Source organism: Cellulophaga sp. Hel_I_12, from assembly GCF_000799565.1.
In the GTDB taxonomy this organism is placed as follows: domain Bacteria; phylum Bacteroidota; class Bacteroidia; order Flavobacteriales; family Flavobacteriaceae; genus Cellulophaga.
Window position 1 is genome coordinate 327,225 of sequence record NZ_JUHB01000001.1, and the last position, 16,427, is coordinate 343,651.

At 35.2% G+C, this 16,427-nt stretch carries 12 protein-coding genes and 1 tRNA gene; 10 read left to right on the top strand and 3 right to left on the bottom strand.

Features of this window, described 5'->3' with window-relative positions:
* A complete protein-coding gene (locus GQ45_RS01615) occupies positions 1 to 1,155 on the top strand; it encodes a PLP-dependent aspartate aminotransferase family protein (protein WP_047414559.1) in 1,155 nt (384 codons plus the stop codon).
* A gap of 78 nt (positions 1,156 to 1,233) precedes the next feature.
* Positions 1,234 to 1,956: a bacillithiol biosynthesis deacetylase BshB1 gene (gene bshB1, locus GQ45_RS01620; protein WP_047414561.1), complete on the top strand. Its 723-nt coding sequence runs from the start codon at positions 1,234 to 1,236 to the stop codon at positions 1,954 to 1,956.
* A gap of 6 nt (positions 1,957 to 1,962) precedes the next feature.
* On the opposite strand, the gene GQ45_RS01625 is transcribed toward bshB1, so the two are convergent.
* Positions 1,963 to 4,014, bottom strand: a complete 2,052-nt coding sequence (locus GQ45_RS01625; protein WP_052188096.1) for an ATP-binding protein — start codon at positions 4,012 to 4,014, stop codon at positions 1,963 to 1,965.
* Between the two features lie 299 nt (positions 4,015 to 4,313).
* Here GQ45_RS01625 and GQ45_RS01630 point away from each other — a divergent pair.
* Positions 4,314 to 4,389: transfer RNA gene (locus tag GQ45_RS01630), tRNA-His, on the top strand.
* A 239-nt stretch (positions 4,390 to 4,628) separates the two neighbouring features.
* Here the strand turns inward: GQ45_RS01630 and GQ45_RS01635 are convergent.
* The gene (locus GQ45_RS01635) at positions 4,629 to 6,194 is read right to left on the bottom strand and encodes a M28 family peptidase (RefSeq protein ID WP_047414562.1); all 1,566 of its coding nucleotides are present in this window, start codon (positions 6,192 to 6,194) and stop codon (positions 4,629 to 4,631) included.
* A gap of 80 nt (positions 6,195 to 6,274) precedes the next feature.
* Positions 6,275 to 7,114, bottom strand: a complete 840-nt coding sequence (locus GQ45_RS01640; protein ID WP_047414565.1) for an AraC family transcriptional regulator — start codon at positions 7,112 to 7,114, stop codon at positions 6,275 to 6,277.
* A gap of 141 nt (positions 7,115 to 7,255) precedes the next feature.
* Here GQ45_RS01640 and GQ45_RS01645 point away from each other — a divergent pair, with 141 nt between their 5' ends.
* The 7 genes from GQ45_RS01645 to GQ45_RS01675 all read left to right on the top strand — a co-directional run bounded on the left by GQ45_RS01645 (position 7,256) and on the right by GQ45_RS01675 (position 16,207).
* Complete coding sequence (locus GQ45_RS01645) at positions 7,256 to 8,161, top strand: dihydrodipicolinate synthase family protein (protein WP_047414567.1); 906 nt, start codon at positions 7,256 to 7,258, stop codon at positions 8,159 to 8,161.
* A gap of 181 nt (positions 8,162 to 8,342) precedes the next feature.
* Entirely contained in the window at positions 8,343 to 9,926 is a 1,584-nt protein-coding gene (locus GQ45_RS01650; protein WP_047414569.1) for an aldehyde dehydrogenase (NADP(+)), read from the top strand.
* Positions 9,923 to 11,668 (top strand): DUF885 family protein, encoded by a 1,746-nt coding sequence (locus GQ45_RS01655; RefSeq protein ID WP_156125325.1) that lies wholly within the window; start codon positions 9,923 to 9,925, stop codon positions 11,666 to 11,668. Before GQ45_RS01650 ends, GQ45_RS01655 begins: the two co-directional genes overlap by 4 nt.
* Positions 11,661 to 12,668 carry a 4-hydroxyproline epimerase gene (locus tag GQ45_RS01660; protein ID WP_047414571.1) on the top strand — a complete coding sequence of 336 codons (1,008 nt, stop codon included), beginning with the start codon at positions 11,661 to 11,663 and terminating at the stop codon, positions 12,666 to 12,668. Before GQ45_RS01655 ends, GQ45_RS01660 begins: the two co-directional genes overlap by 8 nt.
* A gap of 1 nt (position 12,669) precedes the next feature.
* Positions 12,670 to 13,923: an FAD-binding oxidoreductase gene (locus GQ45_RS01665; protein WP_047414572.1), complete on the top strand. Its 1,254-nt coding sequence runs from the start codon at positions 12,670 to 12,672 to the stop codon at positions 13,921 to 13,923.
* 395 nt (positions 13,924 to 14,318) lie between these two features.
* The gene (locus GQ45_RS01670) at positions 14,319 to 14,723 is read left to right on the top strand and encodes a hypothetical protein (RefSeq protein WP_047414573.1); all 405 of its coding nucleotides are present in this window, start codon (positions 14,319 to 14,321) and stop codon (positions 14,721 to 14,723) included.
* A 584-nt stretch (positions 14,724 to 15,307) separates the two neighbouring features.
* Positions 15,308 to 16,207 carry a sterol desaturase family protein gene (locus GQ45_RS01675; protein WP_047414574.1) on the top strand — a complete coding sequence of 300 codons (900 nt, stop codon included), beginning with the start codon at positions 15,308 to 15,310 and terminating at the stop codon, positions 16,205 to 16,207.
* Positions 16,208 to 16,427: the final 220 nt, after the last annotated feature.

A 16,427-nucleotide genomic window follows, 5' to 3' on the forward strand; every position in this document is an offset into this window, starting at 1 on the left:
ATGAGCATAAAAAAACCAGGCTTAAATACTATTTGTACCCATGTTGGTGAGTTAGAGGATAAGGAATACAAAGGAGCAGTCTCTCCCTTATATATGAGTACGTCCTATGCGTTTGAGGATGTTGAAGTAAAACGCTATCCACGCTATTTTAATACTCCAAATCAAGTAGCCTTGTCAAAAAAAATTGCAGCCTTAGAGCATGCTGAATCTGCTATGATATTTGGCAGCGGTATGGCGGCTGTAAGTACAGCGCTAATGGCGTTTTTAAGTGCTGGTGATCACATAGTTTTGCAAAAAACCTTGTATGGCGGTACCTACAATTTAGTCACCGAAGAGTTTCAAAAATTTGGAATTTCTTATTCTTTTACCGAAGGTTTAGAGCCAGCACAATTTGAGGCTAAAATCAAGGAAAACACCAAAGTAATTTACATTGAAACACCATCGAACCCCTTGCTTACAATCACAGATCTAGCGGCAGTTGCTACAATTGCAAAAAAACATGGTTTGGTCTCGATGATTGACAATACCTTTGCAAGTCCAGTCAATCAGAACCCTATTGATTTTGGGATTGATGTTGTTATTCACAGTGCAACAAAATATATGGGAGGCCATTCTGATATTTTAGCAGGTGCGGTAGCTTCCACAGCAGAACATATGGAACGTATTTTTCATTTAGCTAAAAATTTTGGAGGTAGTTTAAGTGATTATACCGTTTGGTTGTTAGAACGTAGTTTAAAAACCATGGGGATTCGTGTAAAAGCTCAAAACGAAAATGCTCAAAAAATGGCCGAATTTCTATATAAAAATAAGGATGTTCAAGCTGTTTATTATCCAGGATTGCCTAGTCATCCGGACCATGAATTGGCCAAAGCTCAAATGAAAGGATTTGGAGGCATGCTTTCCTTTGAATTAAATGAAACTATTGATGCCTATAGGTTTCAAAAAGCATTACAATTGATAAAATCATCCATGAGCCTTGCGGGTGTTGAAAGTACCTTATTATTACCAACAAAAACATCACACGCATTACTTAGCCCAGAAGAAAGGGAACATCAAGGTATCTCAGACCATTTAATTCGCTTTTCTATAGGGATTGAAGAAATTGAAGATTTGATAGAAGATATTTCTCAAGCCATAGAAAAAAGCAAAGCCTAATAGCCTTAACGAGCTAAAGAGTACGCGAAGTAAACCTTAAAAACAGATCAACTTTTTTACCAACTCATACACTAAATTATGAAATTAGATATATTGGCATTCGGTGCACACCCAGATGATGTAGAATTAGGATCAGGGGCGACTATAGCTAAAGAAGTGGCAAACGGAAAAAAAGTAGGAATAGTAGATCTAACGCGTGGAGAATTAGGCACTAGAGGGAATGCAGAATTACGTGACCTGGAAGCTGCAAAAGCAGCAAAGATTCTTGGTGTTGTGGTTAGAGAAAATTTAGAATTTGCAGATGGTTTTTTTAGCAATGATAAAGGGCATCAATTAGCAGTAATTAGAATGCTTCGTAAGTATCGGCCAGAAATTGTGTTATGTAATGCGATACATGACAGGCATATTGATCACGGTAAAGGAAGTGACTTAGTAAGTGATGCTTGTTTTTTAAGCGGTCTGGTTAAAATAGACACCAAGTTTGATGGTGAGGATTCATGGCAAGCCCCTTGGCGACCAAAACATGTATATCATTATATACAATGGAAAAATATTACCCCTGACTTTGTGGTGGATGTTACGGGGTTTATGGACAAAAAAAAGGAAGCAATAGTAGCCTACTCTTCTCAATTTTTTGATCCTAAGAGTAAGGAGCCTGAAACTCCAATAAGTAGTAAAAATTTTACCGAGAGTATTGATTATAGGGCCAAAGATTTAGGAAGACTTATTGGCGTAGCCTACGCAGAAGGCTTTACTGCGGAACGCTTTGTAGGTATAAATACTTTAGATGATTTAATTTAGGCTATGCTATTTTTTAGGCAGTTTTATATAAAATGTACTGCCTTTTCCTATGGAGCTTTCAACCCAAATTTCACCTTCGTTTTTCAAGACCATTTCCTTACATAGCGCTAAGCCAAGACCAGTACCTTTCTCATTTGCTGTGCCGTAAGTCGATACTAAAGTATTAGAATCTGTAAAAATCTTTTGTTTAAACTCTTCTGCCATTCCAACACCATTATCTTGTATCGAAAATTGTATAAAGTCTTCTTCCTCCGTGGCAGAAAAAGTGATATGGCCATTTTTAGGAGTAAACTTTATGGCATTGCTCAATAGGTTTCTAAGTACTACATCTATTTGGTTTTTATCGGCCCAAATTGTATAGGCTTCAGAAACGGTATTTTGAATACTGATTTTTTTATGCTTTGCACTTTCATCTAGAAATTTAATAGTGTCGTTTATCATTGAACTCAAACCTATTTTAATTCGTTCCGAAGTTGCTCCAGTCATTTGCGTTCGTCCCCAAGACAATAAATTATTAAGTGTAAAAGATATGGCATCAACGTCAGTACTAACTTTGGGAATAAACTGCGAAAATTCTTCTTCAGTTATTTCTTTTTCTTTTAGCATTTTTAAAATACTGCCAAGCGCATTTATTGGACCACGTAAATCGTGTCCTATGATAGAAAAAAGCTTGTCTTTGGTATTGTTTATTTCGTTTAATTCAATCTCCCTTTTTTCAAGGGCTTTATTTTTTATGCGCAAAATAGCATTAAAATCTTTCCGAACTTTCGATTGTTTTCTCAGTAAAAAAATGATAAATCCAAAAATTACGAGCGTAAATAAAGCCAAATAGGTATACACATTTTGTTTGGCTAATTCTTTTTCATTGGCTATGGCATCATCTTTTTGTTTTTTATCAAATTCTAATTTTGTTTTTAAATTACCTAAGCTGGTCAAATTTTCCTTTCGAGAAATAGAATCAAAAAAGAGTTTGTATTTCTCATGATATTCCAAAGCTGAAATGGGTTGCAAGTCTTCTTTTTTTATTTGATATAAAATGTCATAAGAATTGGTGCTATTTTCTAATAGTCCTAATTTTTGTGATATTTCTAAAGACGATAAGGCAAAGGCTTCAGCTTCTGTATATTTTTTTTGAATTAAATGAGCTCTAGCGATTTCATTGAGTAGTGGGGCTTTATAAACGTCATCGTCAAGATTTTCATGCAATTCTAAACTTTTTCCATACCAATATAAAGCAAGTGTTGAATTGTCTTGATTTAAATAAATATCTCCTTTTGTTTTATAACAAGAAGACAGCCATTCATAGGACTTATTTTTTTCAAAAATAGCAATACTATAATCTATGTTTAAATTTGCATTTTCAAAATCTTTTAAGTCAACATACAAATCAGCCATATTGGCTTTAGTTTCTCCAATATATTGCTCGTTGCCTAATTCATTATTAATGGCAACAACTTCTTTATAAATATCTAGAGCTTGTTGAAAATCGTTTTGTGCAATGTATAAAATAGCAATATTTTCTTTCACAACAGAAAGGAGTATTTTATCTGAGGTTTTTTCTCCTAATTTAGTGGCTAATAAATAGGCTTTTAATGCTTCTGAATGATTTCCTAAGTCGAAATGGTAATATCCGAGCTTATTTAGGATGGCTCCTTCATTCCGGTTATTATGATCCTTTGCTAATTGCAAACTTTCATTTAAGAGTCGAAGAGATTCGGTGTTCTTTCCTACATTGAAATAGTAATGACTAAGATTAAGTAAGGCGATTATTTCTTCATTGATAAAATTATTTTTTTTAGCAATATCATAGGCTATTTTGGAATAGTGCCTTACACTGTCTAAATTTCTAAAAAAATACAAGTCAGAAATCGTATTATGTAATCTTACATAATCTACGTTGTTTTTATTGAATGATTTAGTATTTTCAATATATGCTAACTCTAGTTTTAGGCTATCTAATGAATTTGACTGAGCCTTACCAGGACTTAGCCATAAAAAGAACAAAATAAGAAGCACCTTTTTCGCAAAGGGCTTTAAAATGGTATAATTTGGTTTCATGAAGCTAGAACTGGTGTTTTTTAATTTTTTTAAAGTCTTTAAATCGTATTTCCTATACTTGTGAATTTTTTTTAAATTAGTAATATGATGTACTTAAACGGTGAATATAAGTATTTTAACGGCTAAATATAATTTAAAGTACATCTGATGTAAAATAATTCTGTCAGAATTTATGGTTTTTAAAGATTTTGTTTACGGCTTTCAATACATTTTTAAAATTTATAGTAAATTTTAAAAATAGCAGGTAATTTATTTTGAAGATAGGAACTAAAAAATTAACTTTGCAGCCGCTTACAAATGGTGGTTGTAGCTCAGCTGGTTAGAGCATCGGTTTGTGGTACCGAGGGTCGCCGGTTCGAACCCGGTCTTCCACCCTATAAGTTTTTAAAAGTCCCGTCTTAAGTGATGGGACTTTTTTGTTTTATACGTATAGGTAGAGGGCTGATACGCCCTTACAAGGCGGAGTTTAAGTAAAGCCATTCTACAGGTATACGTTTTATCTAAGTGGTGTTTTTAAAGTTACTGCTTTTTATATGAAGTTTATAACCCACACCTGTATCCAATAAAAAAGCCTTATCTTTTATGGATAAGGCTTTTTTTTAATCTACTTTTTATTATTTACTGGCTTTGTCCACCACTAAGCGGTCAGCTCTATTGGCAACCTCCCAACCTGTGTAAAACACCAATCGGGTTCTGTTTTCTAATAAATCATAATTTATTTTATCAGGTGTATCTCCTGGTTTATGATAATCATCATGGGTACCATTAAAATAAAAGATAATTGGAATATTATTTTTTACAAAATTGTAATGGTCACTTCTGTAGTAAAATCTGTTAGGATCATTCTCGTCGTTATACGTATAATCTAACTCAACATTCATGTACTTTTTATTTACTTCTTCTGAAATTGTGTGTAAATCTGTACTTAGCTTATCAGAACCAATTAAATAGATATAATTACGATCACCTTCTCTTTTCGGGTCAATGCGGCCAATCATATCTATATTTAAATCCGCTACAGTTTCATTCAAAGGAAAAATAGGATCAATATCCGTATAGTATTGAGAACCTAATAGGCCTTTTTCTTCTCCGGTTACATGTAAAAAAACAACAGATCTCTTTGGACCATGACCAGCATCTGCCGCTTTTTTAAAGGCTTTTGCTATTTCTAATAATGCTACTGTACCTGAACCATCATCATCAGCTCCATTGTTTATTTCACCATCGGCACTAATCCCAATATGATCTAAATGCGAGGAAAATACTAAATATTCATTAGGTTTTTCGGTACCTTTAATAAAAGCAACTACGTTTTCAGAATCTACATCCTCATCTGTGCTTTTAACCGACAATTCAATTTTTTTCGAGATGGTTTTACTGGTGTTTTCGTCAGCTATTGTTGGTAAAAGGTTTTTTGCAAAATCCGCATTGATAAAAAAGTTAAAAAAAGCATTTGGATCCTCTACTTTTAGACCCATTCTACCGCTGTCGTTTTTTTGCATATAATCAAAACGATTCTTATACCGACCAAAATTATTTTCATCGTAGTACAATACGCCTTTTGCACCGTTGTTTTTCGCCGCTTCAAAACGTTTTCCTACAGATTCGGACATGTTACTCCAAACAGATTTCTCGTCACTTCCAGAAATCATATAGGTACCGTCAGAATTCATTGGCTCCCCGGCTTTGATTAAAACTAATTTGCCTTTTACATCTATATTTTTATAATCTGAATAGTTTTCGTCTTCGATACCATAAGCGGCATATACAAGCTCGTTATAGCTACCTTCTGCGGCAGAAAAAGTTAAAAGACCTTCACCATTTTCAAAAGATTTGCCATCCACCAAAATACCACCTTTAGGTAATTTACTTAATTTTAAGGGTACTTTTTGAATGTAGTCACCATCGGCTTTGGCTGCTGCAATGCCTAATTTTTTATATTCATTCGCTAGGTATTCTACTGCTTTTTTCTGACCAGGCTCACCAGTTTCTCTTCCTTCAAATTCATCAGAAGCATATATATAAAGGTGTTCTTTAAGTTCAGCTTCTGTAATGGTCTCTGCATATGCCGAAGGATCAACGATTTCCATTTTTGTGTCCGACGTAGCCTCACTGACTGTTTTTTGAGAAGAATTACAAGCCATAGCTAGTAATGATGCAAATAGTACTATTTTTTTCATTTCTGTTTTAATTATAATTTGTATTTTCAAAAATAGTTAAAACTAAGTACTTTCAAACTAAAAATTCTAAAATGTGTCTTTTAGTTTTTGGCATATCTTGAGGGTGATTTGCTTTTTAATGTTTTAAACTGTCGATTAAAATTTGAAACTGAATTGAAGCCCGAAGCCATGGCTATATTTTCTATCGTATTATCGGTAGTGTTTTCAAGTAGTTGACAGGCATGCTCAATTCTAAATTGAATTAAAAACTGAAAGAAAGTTTTATTGGTTCGCTGTTTAAAAAAGCGACAAAAGGCATTGGGAGTCATATAGATAAGGTCAGCTACATCATTTAAACCAATTTGATTTTGAAAATTCTGAATCACGTAGTCAAAGACCACTTGCATACGTTTTCCTTCTATATCCGTAATTTTTTTCAAGGCCTTGAATTCACTTAACCGAATGCTTTTGGCATTTAAAATGAGTTGAATAATTTGGAAGAACTGTATCAACCGGGATAGCTTATCTGACCTAACCATAGCCTCTATTAATTCATATAACGGTCTTGTGTTTGTAATGACCTTAAAATTTAGCTCGGTCTTAGAAAAAAACTGTTTTAATGGCGCTAATTCAGGAATACTCGCATAGCAATCTTCGAACGACTTTCGGGTAAAAAAGAGTGAAATCATATGGATCCCAGAACTATTTTCGGAACTTTTAAATACATGTGGGTGATTACTTCCGATACAAAATAGGGCTCCTTCTTTAAAAGAATGTGCACTATCTGCAATAATTAACTTTCCTTTTCCTTTTTTAATATAGCTGATTTGTATTTCTTCATGCTGATGCAATTTGCTGTAAAATTCGGATGTTTTATCTACCTGAACAGTGATACTTTCATGTGTTTTTTTGGCTATTTTAAACGGTCGAGCTTTAACCATAAATGTATTTATATGACGCAGATTAACTTTAAAACTGGTAAATATCCTAAAAATAAGGTAATATATGCATATATCTGGTTAAAATAGAAGCATAACAAATTTTGATAACAGCTTATATTTGGCTTATAAAAATAAGTATTGATGAAAATAAACTGGGAAGGCGTTCTGCCAGCTGTCACAACTAAGTTCACAAAAGACGATACATTAGACATGAACATGTTTAATGTAAATATAGAAGCACAGTTACAGGCGGGAGTAAACGGAATTATTTTGGGAGGAACGCTTGGGGAAGCAAGTACCTTAACCGATGGAGAAAAAAAGACTTTAATTAAAGAAACCGTTCGCATGGTTGATGGTAAAGTTCCGGTCATTATAAATATTGCGGAACAAACAACGACTAGCGCTATTGATGCCGCACATAAAGCAGAGAAGTATGGTGCTCATGGGATAATGATGTTGCCACCCATGCGGTATAAAGCTACCGATTTTGAAACGCTAAGGTATTTCAAGAAAATAGCTTCAAGTACCGATTTACCCATAATGATTTATAATAACCCTGTAGATTATAAAATTGAGGTAACTTTAGATATGTTTGAAGAACTTCTAAAACATGAGAATATCCAAGCGGTAAAAGAATCTACAAGAGATGTAACGAACATCATCCGTATTAAAAATAGATTTGGTAATCGCTTACGAATCCTCTGTGGTGTGGATACCTTAGCCTTAGAAACCATGATTACAGGAGCCGATGGTTGGGTGGCTGGTTTGGTGTGTGCATTTCCCAAAGAAACTGTTGCTATTTACAAATTGGTTCAAGCAGGTAGAATTGCAGAAGCTTTGGAAATTTACCGATGGTTTATGCCTATTTTAGAATTAGATATAAGCCCACAATTGGTGCAAAATATTAAATTAGCGGAGGTAGCGACAGGAATCGGGACCGAATTTGTGCGTGAACCAAGATTGCCCTTACAAGGTGAAGAGCGTATTCGTGTTCAAAAAATAATTAATGAAGGCCTTAAAACTAGACCCAAGTTGCCAATTTTGTAAAGATTTTGTGCTGAGTTTAGGATGAACTTTTACTTAATTTTCTAGTTTTTTACATAATTTTTCGTGAAGTTAGCTAGCACTTAAGTAAAAATAATAGAGACCATAAAGTGCATCCGCTAAGCATTCAGGAAACTTATTTTTTCATCCATCAACTTTGCTAATTTTTAAAAAAACTAAAAGAATGATTTCAGGAAAAAATTATATTGGAAATAACCTCTCTGGCTTAAATTCAAAAACCTATACCACCTTCAATCCACAACTAAACCAAGCAAATAAGGAACAATTTTATGAGGCCACACCTAAAGAAATAAACGAAGCTGTTTTGTTAGCTACCGTTGCTTTTGAAAGCTATAAAAAAATAGCAGGATCTAAAAAAGCAGAATTTTTAAATAGTATTGCCGATGAAATTTTAGCTTTAGGTGATTTGTTAATTGAAACCTATTGCAAAGAATCAGGTTTACCTGAAGCAAGAGCAAATGGAGAAAGAGCTAGGACTATTGGACAATTGCGATCTTTTGCAAACCTAGTGGAAGAAGGTTCTTGGGTAGAGGCTACAATCGATACTGCTCAAGCCCTTAGAGAACCTGCTCCAAAACCAGACCTACGTAAAATGATGCTGCCTTTGGGGCCTGTAGTTGTATTTGGTGCCAGTAATTTTCCTTTAGCCTATTCAACCGCTGGAGGTGATACGGCTGCCGCTTTGGCGGCTGGTTGTCCCGTGATTGTAAAAAGTCATCCCATGCATGCTGGTACGGGCGAGTTAGTAGCTTCTGCCATCATAAAAGCTGCTGAAAAAACAGGAATGCCAAACGGTGTTTTCTCTAATTTGAATAGTAGCGGTATTGATGTTGGTGTGCAATTAGTGCAACATCCTCAAGTAAAAGCCGTAGGATTTACTGGCAGTATTACCGGTGGTAGGGCTTTGTTTGATGAAGCGGTTAAGCGTGATGAACCTATCCCAGTTTTTGCGGAAATGGGAAGTATAAATCCAGTAGTTATCTTACCAAGAGCTCTAGAAGTAGATAGTGAAAAATGGGCAAAGACCTATGCGGGATCTATTACGCTTGGAGCTGGTCAATTTTGTACCAACCCAGGTTTACTATTAGGAATAAAAAGTGCTATGCTAAGCAGTTTTATTCAGCGTTTATCCCAAGAAATTGTGAAAATAGATCCTACTTGTATGCTGCATCCCAATATTTATGAATCGTACAAAAAAAACAAGCAAACTTCATTTTCGCAGTCAGGGGTTGAAGTGGTGGCAGATTATAGTCCCACGGTAAACAATAACTACGCGAAACAAGCAGTGGTAAGCGTTGATGGTGCTACTTTTTTAAAAAATACAACGCTACATCATGAGGTTTTTGGTCCTTATTCATTGGTGGTACAATGTGATCATGCTAAAGAATTAGAACTCATTATAGCGACATTAGAAGGACAGTTAACGGGTACCATACTAACCGATACTATTGAAGCTAAAGACTACACAGATGTTATTAGTGCATTGAGTAATAGGGTAGGGCGTATCATTTTTAATGGCGTCCCTACAGGTGTTGAAGTTTGCCCGTCCATGCAACACGGTGGGCCTTATCCTGCCTCTACTGATAGTCGATTTACGGCGGTAGGGGTTCATAGCATCAAAAGATGGATTCGACCATTTTCCTTCCAAGATTGGCCTAATGAATTATTACCACAAGAATTACAGAACGAAAATCCACTACAAATTAGTAGATTAGTCAATGGAAATCACACAAGGAATAAAATATGAATTTGAAATTTGATATCTTAATTTGCTGGTTCCTGTTAGGCCTTTTTATTTCTTGTAAAAACTCTAGCAGAGAAACTTGTGACGGATCCACAGCAACACTTGAAACTTTGATAAAGTCGTACGAGGAGCGTGAAAGCTATGACAAAAAAGCGTATCCTTTAGGCTTGTTTACGGAAGAATATTATAAATCCGAAGCCTCTTATGCCGAAGATCAGATGCAGTATTTTGGCTGTATAGCAATGGATGAGCTTAGCGATACCGAACAGATATCGGCGCAGCTTTTAAAGTTTGTTTTACAAGATAAAATCAACTTCTATAGGTTTGAACAGTATTTAAATCCTTTACTTTCTGATGCTGGCTTTCATTCTAATTTAAACTACATCGTTCGCCCATTAACCAATTATGATCAGGTTAAGGCGTATTTACAGAAACTCAACGCTGTACCAGACTTTGTTGATCAGCATTTTATCAATCTAAGAAAAGGTTTGGAAAAAGGCGTTTCTCAACCCAAGGTTATTTTTAAGGGATATGAGTCTACCTATGATACACATATTGTAGAAAATTCGGAAGATAGCTTTTTCTTTTCTCCCTTTAATTCTTTACCCAACGAACTCACTGAAGGGCAGAAAGACTCGGTTTTAGCTGCTGCACATGAAGCAATTGCTAAACACGTAATTCCTGAATTTAAGAGAATCAAAGTATTTTTTGAAACAGAATATTTGCCAAAAACAAGAACAAGTCTTGGTGTTTCAGAAACCCCTAATGGCGCAGCTTATTACCAAAATCGAATTAATTTTTATACGACAAGTGAAAGTTATTCTGCTGAGGATATTCACCAAATCGGGCTTAAAGAGGTAGCTCGAATAAAAACCCAAATGGAAAAAATTATTCTTGACCTAGGTTTTGAAGGGAGCTTTGCAGATTTTTTACAATTTTTAAGAACAGATGAACAGTTTTATGCGAAAACGCCGAATGAATTGTTGATGATTGCTCGTGATATAGCCAAAAGAGCAGATGCACAGCTGCCTAAATTTTTTAATAAATTACCCAGAAAACCCTACGGTGTTGCTCCAGTACCAGAGGCCATTGCACCTAAATACACGACGGGACGCTATGTGGGTACGTCTGTAAACAGTACTGATCCTGGCTATTATTGGGTAAACACCTATAATTTACCGAGCAGAACATTGTATACAATGCCTGCGCTTACCGTACACGAAGCAGTACCAGGCCATCATTTACAAGGATCATTAAATAATGAATTAGGCGATAGTATTCCTCAATTTAGACGCAACTTATACCTTTCAGCCTATGGTGAGGGTTGGGGATTATACTCAGAATTTCTAGCAGAAGAAATGGGACTGTACACCACGCCTTATGAACATTTTGGGAAACTTACCTACGAAATGTGGAGAGCTTGCCGCTTGGTGGTAGATACAGGTATTCATGCCAAAGGATGGTCTCGACCACAGGTAGTGGGTTATATGACCGAAAATACAGCGCTTTCATTGCATGAAATTAATACAGAAACCGATCGCTATATTTCATGGCCTGGCCAAGCCCTTTCGTATAAAATTGGGGAGCTTAAAATTCGAGAATTAAGAGTATTAGCAGAAAAAGAACTCGTAGAAAAATTTAATATCCGCGAGTTTCATGAAATTATTTTAGGACAAGGCACAGTTACCCTTGCCATATTAGAGAAACGCGTAACTGATTATATTAAAAAGGTAAAAAATGGCTAGCAAAACCTTTTTTTGTGTCGACGCCCATACCTGCGGAAATCCTGTTCGGGTGGTTGCCGGTGGTGGCCCTAATCTAGTGGGGGCTAGTATGAGTGAAAAACGGCAACACTTTTTAAAAGAGTACGATTGGATACGAAAGGGGTTGATGTTCGAACCACGTGGCCATGATATGATGAGTGGTAGCATTTTTTATCCGCCGTCAGATCCAGAGAACGAATTTGGAATTTTATTTATAGAAACAAGTGGTTGTTTACCCATGTGCGGACATGGCACTATTGGGGCCATCACCATCGGTATTGAAGAAGGTTTAATTACACCTCACACTCCGGGTAAAATCCACATGGAAACACCGGCTGGTTTGGTGCATATAGATTACCAACAGACCCACAATAAGGTAGATTGGGTGCGGCTCACCAATGTAAAATCATACTTAGCAGCGACAGAGTTGACTATAGAGTGTGCTGGTTTGGGAGAATTAGTATTTGATGTGTCTTACGGAGGTAATTATTATGCCATCATAGACCCACAAAAGAATTTTAAGGGTATTCAAGAATTTTCGGCTGGGCAACTCATTCAGTTTAGCCAAGAAATTCGTACAAAAATTAATCAAAAATATCCCCATACATTTATTCATCCAGAAGATGAAACTATTCGTGATGTAAGCCATATTCTATGGACTGGTACTACCATTTCACCAATGGCAACAGCGCGTAATGCGGTATTTTATGGGGATAAAGCTATAGATCGTTCGCCTTGTGGTACAGGGACGTCGGCACGTATGGCCCAATGGTATGCTAAAGGAAATTTAGCTTTAGGAGCTGATTTTATTCATGAAAGTTTTATTGGGTCTCAATTTATTGGGCGCGTTGAAAAAGAAACTATATTAGCTGGACAACTGGCTATTATACCAAGTATTCAAGGCTGGGCAAAAATATATGGGTACAACACTATTTGTATTGATGATGATGACCCTTATGCACATGGATTTCAAGTGATTTAAAATGGCAAAAAATATAGTTATTATTGGTGGTGGTATTGTAGGCCTAAGTGCTGCTTATTTTTTACAGAAAGAAGGTCATCAAGTAACGGTACTAGATAAGTCAGCTATCACCACAGGAGCTTCTTTTGTGAATGCGGGGTACATTACGCCGAGTCACATTATTCCCATGGCTTCACCAGGTAAAATTAAACAAGGTATTCAATGGATGTTTAATTCTTCGAGTCCGTTTTACATGAAACCGCGCTGGGATATCGACTTTTTTAAATGGTCATGGTATTTTCATAAATCTTCTACCCATGCTAAAGTTGAAAAGGCTATACCGCTCATTAAAGACATCAACCTTTTAAGTTTTGAATTGTTTAGGGGGATTAAATCTTCTGGTGACTTAGGTGATTTTCAATTGGCAAAGAAGGGCTTAATGATGTTGTATCAAACTCAGAAATCTTACGATCATGAAATACAAGTAGCGAAACGAGCTGAATTTTTAGGTTTAGAAGTAAAAGAGTTAAATAAAGCAGAGATCGCCAAACTGGAGCCTAATATTAAAATCAATGCTGAAGGTGCTATTCATTATGAATGTGACGGACATACCACCCCCACAGAACTGATGCCTAAATTACTCCAGTATTTAACATCGGTCGGCACCCAACTAAAAACAAGTGAAGAGGTGCTTGATATTAAAATTTCAAATCGAAAAATTATAGGATTAACAACTTCAAAAGCTTACTATGAGGCTGATGAAGTGGTTTTGGCTGCTGGTTCTTGGAGTGGAGAACTTGCAAAAAAATTAAAATTGAATATTGCCTTACAAGCCGGAAAGGGCTATAGTATCAATGTAGAACGCCCAACAGGAATAACAATTCCTGCCATTTTGATGGAAAGTAGTATGGCCGTAACCCCCATGCAAGGTTTTACGCGTTTTGCTGGAACAATGGAGTTCTCAGGAATTAATACCATCGTAAGGAAAGAGCGCGTACATTCTATCGCCAATGGTGCAAAAAAGTTTTATCCTGAATTTGAAATTACCCAAGAAGAGCGCAATGCTGCTAAAACAGGATTACGGCCCGTTTCTCCTGATGGATTGCCCTATATTGGAAAATCGAGTGCCTATGACAATCTAACTTTTGCAACAGGGCACGCTATGATGGGTTGGAGCTTGGGCCCGGCTACAGGCAAGCTAGTGGCCGAAATTATCGATGGTAAAAAAACTTCTATGGATATAAGCGCTTTTCACCCCGATCGTAGGTTTAGCTAATGAACTCCATTTTTAAAAATGGTGTGGCCATTAAAAAAGTAAAAGTTGATGTATTTAATTTCTGAGCGTACTATCGTTATCAAGGGTTCTAGAATACATGGAAGGACTATATATGTTCACTTCAAAAAAATTTCTTTTTTATTAATTATGTTTGAAAACTAAAAGTCTAATGCCAACCTTTTTTAAAGGTTTATCTCTAATTGAATAATCACCAACATCTATTTAAAGTTTTAAGGGAAAGCAGTGTATTTTTTCAAAATGATGAACTTTAACTTGATGTTTTATATTAGGAAGCCAAGCGTTTAGATGCTAAATTACTCATGATTTTAAGCGATGATATACGCCTAAAACAACTGATTTATATAGAGATGAATTCATTATTAAAATTTGAATGAATGCAAATAGAATATAACAAAGCTGATCAAACAATTGAAATTAAAGACGATATAAAAACGCATTATTTTGCTTTAAAAATTGTATTAGGTTTAAATGCATTAACTGGAATTTTAAATCTGGCTGGTACGTACAAATCAGGAGTTGGTTTTATTGAACTATTTTGGATATTTATGCTGGTTACAGCACTAGTTTTTTTATACTATTTTACCTTTAGAAAATCGGTTGCAGTATTAATTCCATTGCATCAAATAAAATATGTAAAACAACGCTCTATTCTAGGGCGCAAGCAATTTTCATTGGTGCTTCAGAATGGTAAAAGTCGTGATATTCCTAGTTTTAAAAAACAAGCTGATGTAAATCAACTAAAAGCTTTATGCCAGGAGTTAGGAATTCTTATGAAATAATGTAATAAAACACGTAGTTCTGAAAACTTTGACGCTTTTTATTCCATAGCAAAAACGAGCAGCATTTTCTGGTGGCATCGTAGTGGAAAAAATAGGCCGATTTTAACTAGTGATGTGTAATGAATACACAAATAAACCGACTATGAATCAGGTCAGCAATTTACGCTTTGAGCTAGCAACGGAAAAATAGGGTATTGGCAGTATTGAAAATATGATTTCTATAGTTTTTCGCCATGATATTTTTTGAAAACAAGGTATAAACTGCTATTTCTAGAAAATGGGTTTTAACCATGAAAGAAATACAGAAGGTTTAGAATTTAGGTGACTTCGACAGCCATATTTAGTAAATAGATACGGTTATGAATGATATTTATGTTCTAAATCAATTAGAAAGTTGCGTAAATTTAGCAGCTTATTATGTGTTGCAAATCAAATGAGTTTAAATTTTTGATTCAAAGGATATATTCTAAACACTATTGGCGCTTTAAGCCCTCAGAGTACAGGTTGTGACTTTTGCTTCTTTAATTAAAGTTAAAGCTGTTTTGTATAAAAAGATTTGAATTTATAAGTAAATTTTAAAATTAATGAACGAATACATACAAATTATTATCAATGCTATTGTTGGCACGTTCAATTGGACTTGGAAATCTATTATTTTTGAAGTGCCTTGGTATACCAACTATTTTTGGGGTTTAATTTTAATTTCATTGCTTGTTTGGGGATTAGAAATGCTATTTCCTTGGAGAAAAAATCAATCTGTTTTCCGTAAAGATTTTTGGCTCGATGCTTTTTATATGTTTTTTAATTTTTTTCTATTCGCTATTGTTATCAGTGGTTTTTATAAACTTTTAGCGAAAGTATTTTCTGAACTGGGAGTAGCTGCTAGCAGTTTCGCACTAATCGATTTTTCAACGTGGCCCATGTGGGGACAATTACTCGTGTTTTTTGTGTTGTTAGATTTTGTGCAATGGTTTACCCATATTTTATTACATAAGTATCCATTTTTATGGGAATTTCACAAAGTACATCACAGCGTGAAAGAGATGGGTTTTGCAGCGCATCTACGGTATCATTGGATGGAAAACATATTGTATAAACCTTTAAAGACCCTTGCGGTTATGCTATTGGGTGGTTTTGAACCGGAACAAGCTTATATTGTTCATTTTATAGCCATTACTATTGGTCACTTTAATCATTCAAACATTAAAATTACCTATGGTCCTTTTAAATATCTTTTAAACAATCCTGTGATGCATTTATACCATCATGCACACGAGTTACCAAAAGGAACATATGGTGTAAATTTTGGTATTAGCTTAAGCCTTTGGGATTATATATTTAAAACCAATTATATTCCAGAAGAAAGTGGCACCATTCAATTGGGGTTTGAGGGAGATGATGCTTTTCCCAAAGATTTTCTACACCAGAATATACATGGATTTGTGAAATCTAAAAAAAATGATAATTCGAGTGCTGCACATTGATGACTTTACTAGACTAAAGAATTTCTTTTGGTCATCTCTTTAAATATTGCTTAGTTTTTTAGACACACTTTTGTCCTTTATTTTTTATCACAATACTTAAAACCGCCAAGATTGGCGGTTTTTTATTTTTTATAGCAAAATACATTAAGTAGCCTATGGACTCGATGTGTTTTAACAACAGTTAGTCGAAGGATCGCAAGCATTTGAAGTTTGCACTTCT

Excerpts from the sequence above, each read along its gene's own strand:
- GQ45_RS01615 (WP_047414559.1), top strand. The coding sequence starts at position 1 with ATGAGCATAAAAAAACCAGGCTTAAATACTATTTGTACCCATGTTGGT.
- bshB1 (WP_047414561.1), top strand. The coding sequence starts at position 1,234 with ATGAAATTAGATATATTGGCATTCGGTGCACACCCAGATGATGTAGAA.
- GQ45_RS01625 (WP_052188096.1), bottom strand. The coding sequence starts at position 4,014 with ATGAAACCAAATTATACCATTTTAAAGCCCTTTGCGAAAAAGGTGCTT.
- GQ45_RS01635 (WP_047414562.1), bottom strand. The coding sequence starts at position 6,194 with ATGAAAAAAATAGTACTATTTGCATCATTACTAGCTATGGCTTGTAAT.
- GQ45_RS01640 (WP_047414565.1), bottom strand. The coding sequence starts at position 7,114 with ATGGTTAAAGCTCGACCGTTTAAAATAGCCAAAAAAACACATGAAAGT.
- GQ45_RS01645 (WP_047414567.1), top strand. The coding sequence starts at position 7,256 with ATGAAAATAAACTGGGAAGGCGTTCTGCCAGCTGTCACAACTAAGTTC.
- GQ45_RS01650 (WP_047414569.1), top strand. The coding sequence starts at position 8,343 with ATGATTTCAGGAAAAAATTATATTGGAAATAACCTCTCTGGCTTAAAT.
- GQ45_RS01655 (WP_156125325.1), top strand. The coding sequence starts at position 9,923 with ATGAATTTGAAATTTGATATCTTAATTTGCTGGTTCCTGTTAGGCCTT.
- GQ45_RS01660 (WP_047414571.1), top strand. The coding sequence starts at position 11,661 with ATGGCTAGCAAAACCTTTTTTTGTGTCGACGCCCATACCTGCGGAAAT.
- GQ45_RS01665 (WP_047414572.1), top strand. The coding sequence starts at position 12,670 with ATGGCAAAAAATATAGTTATTATTGGTGGTGGTATTGTAGGCCTAAGT.
- GQ45_RS01670 (WP_047414573.1), top strand. The coding sequence starts at position 14,319 with ATGCAAATAGAATATAACAAAGCTGATCAAACAATTGAAATTAAAGAC.
- GQ45_RS01675 (WP_047414574.1), top strand. The coding sequence starts at position 15,308 with ATGAACGAATACATACAAATTATTATCAATGCTATTGTTGGCACGTTC.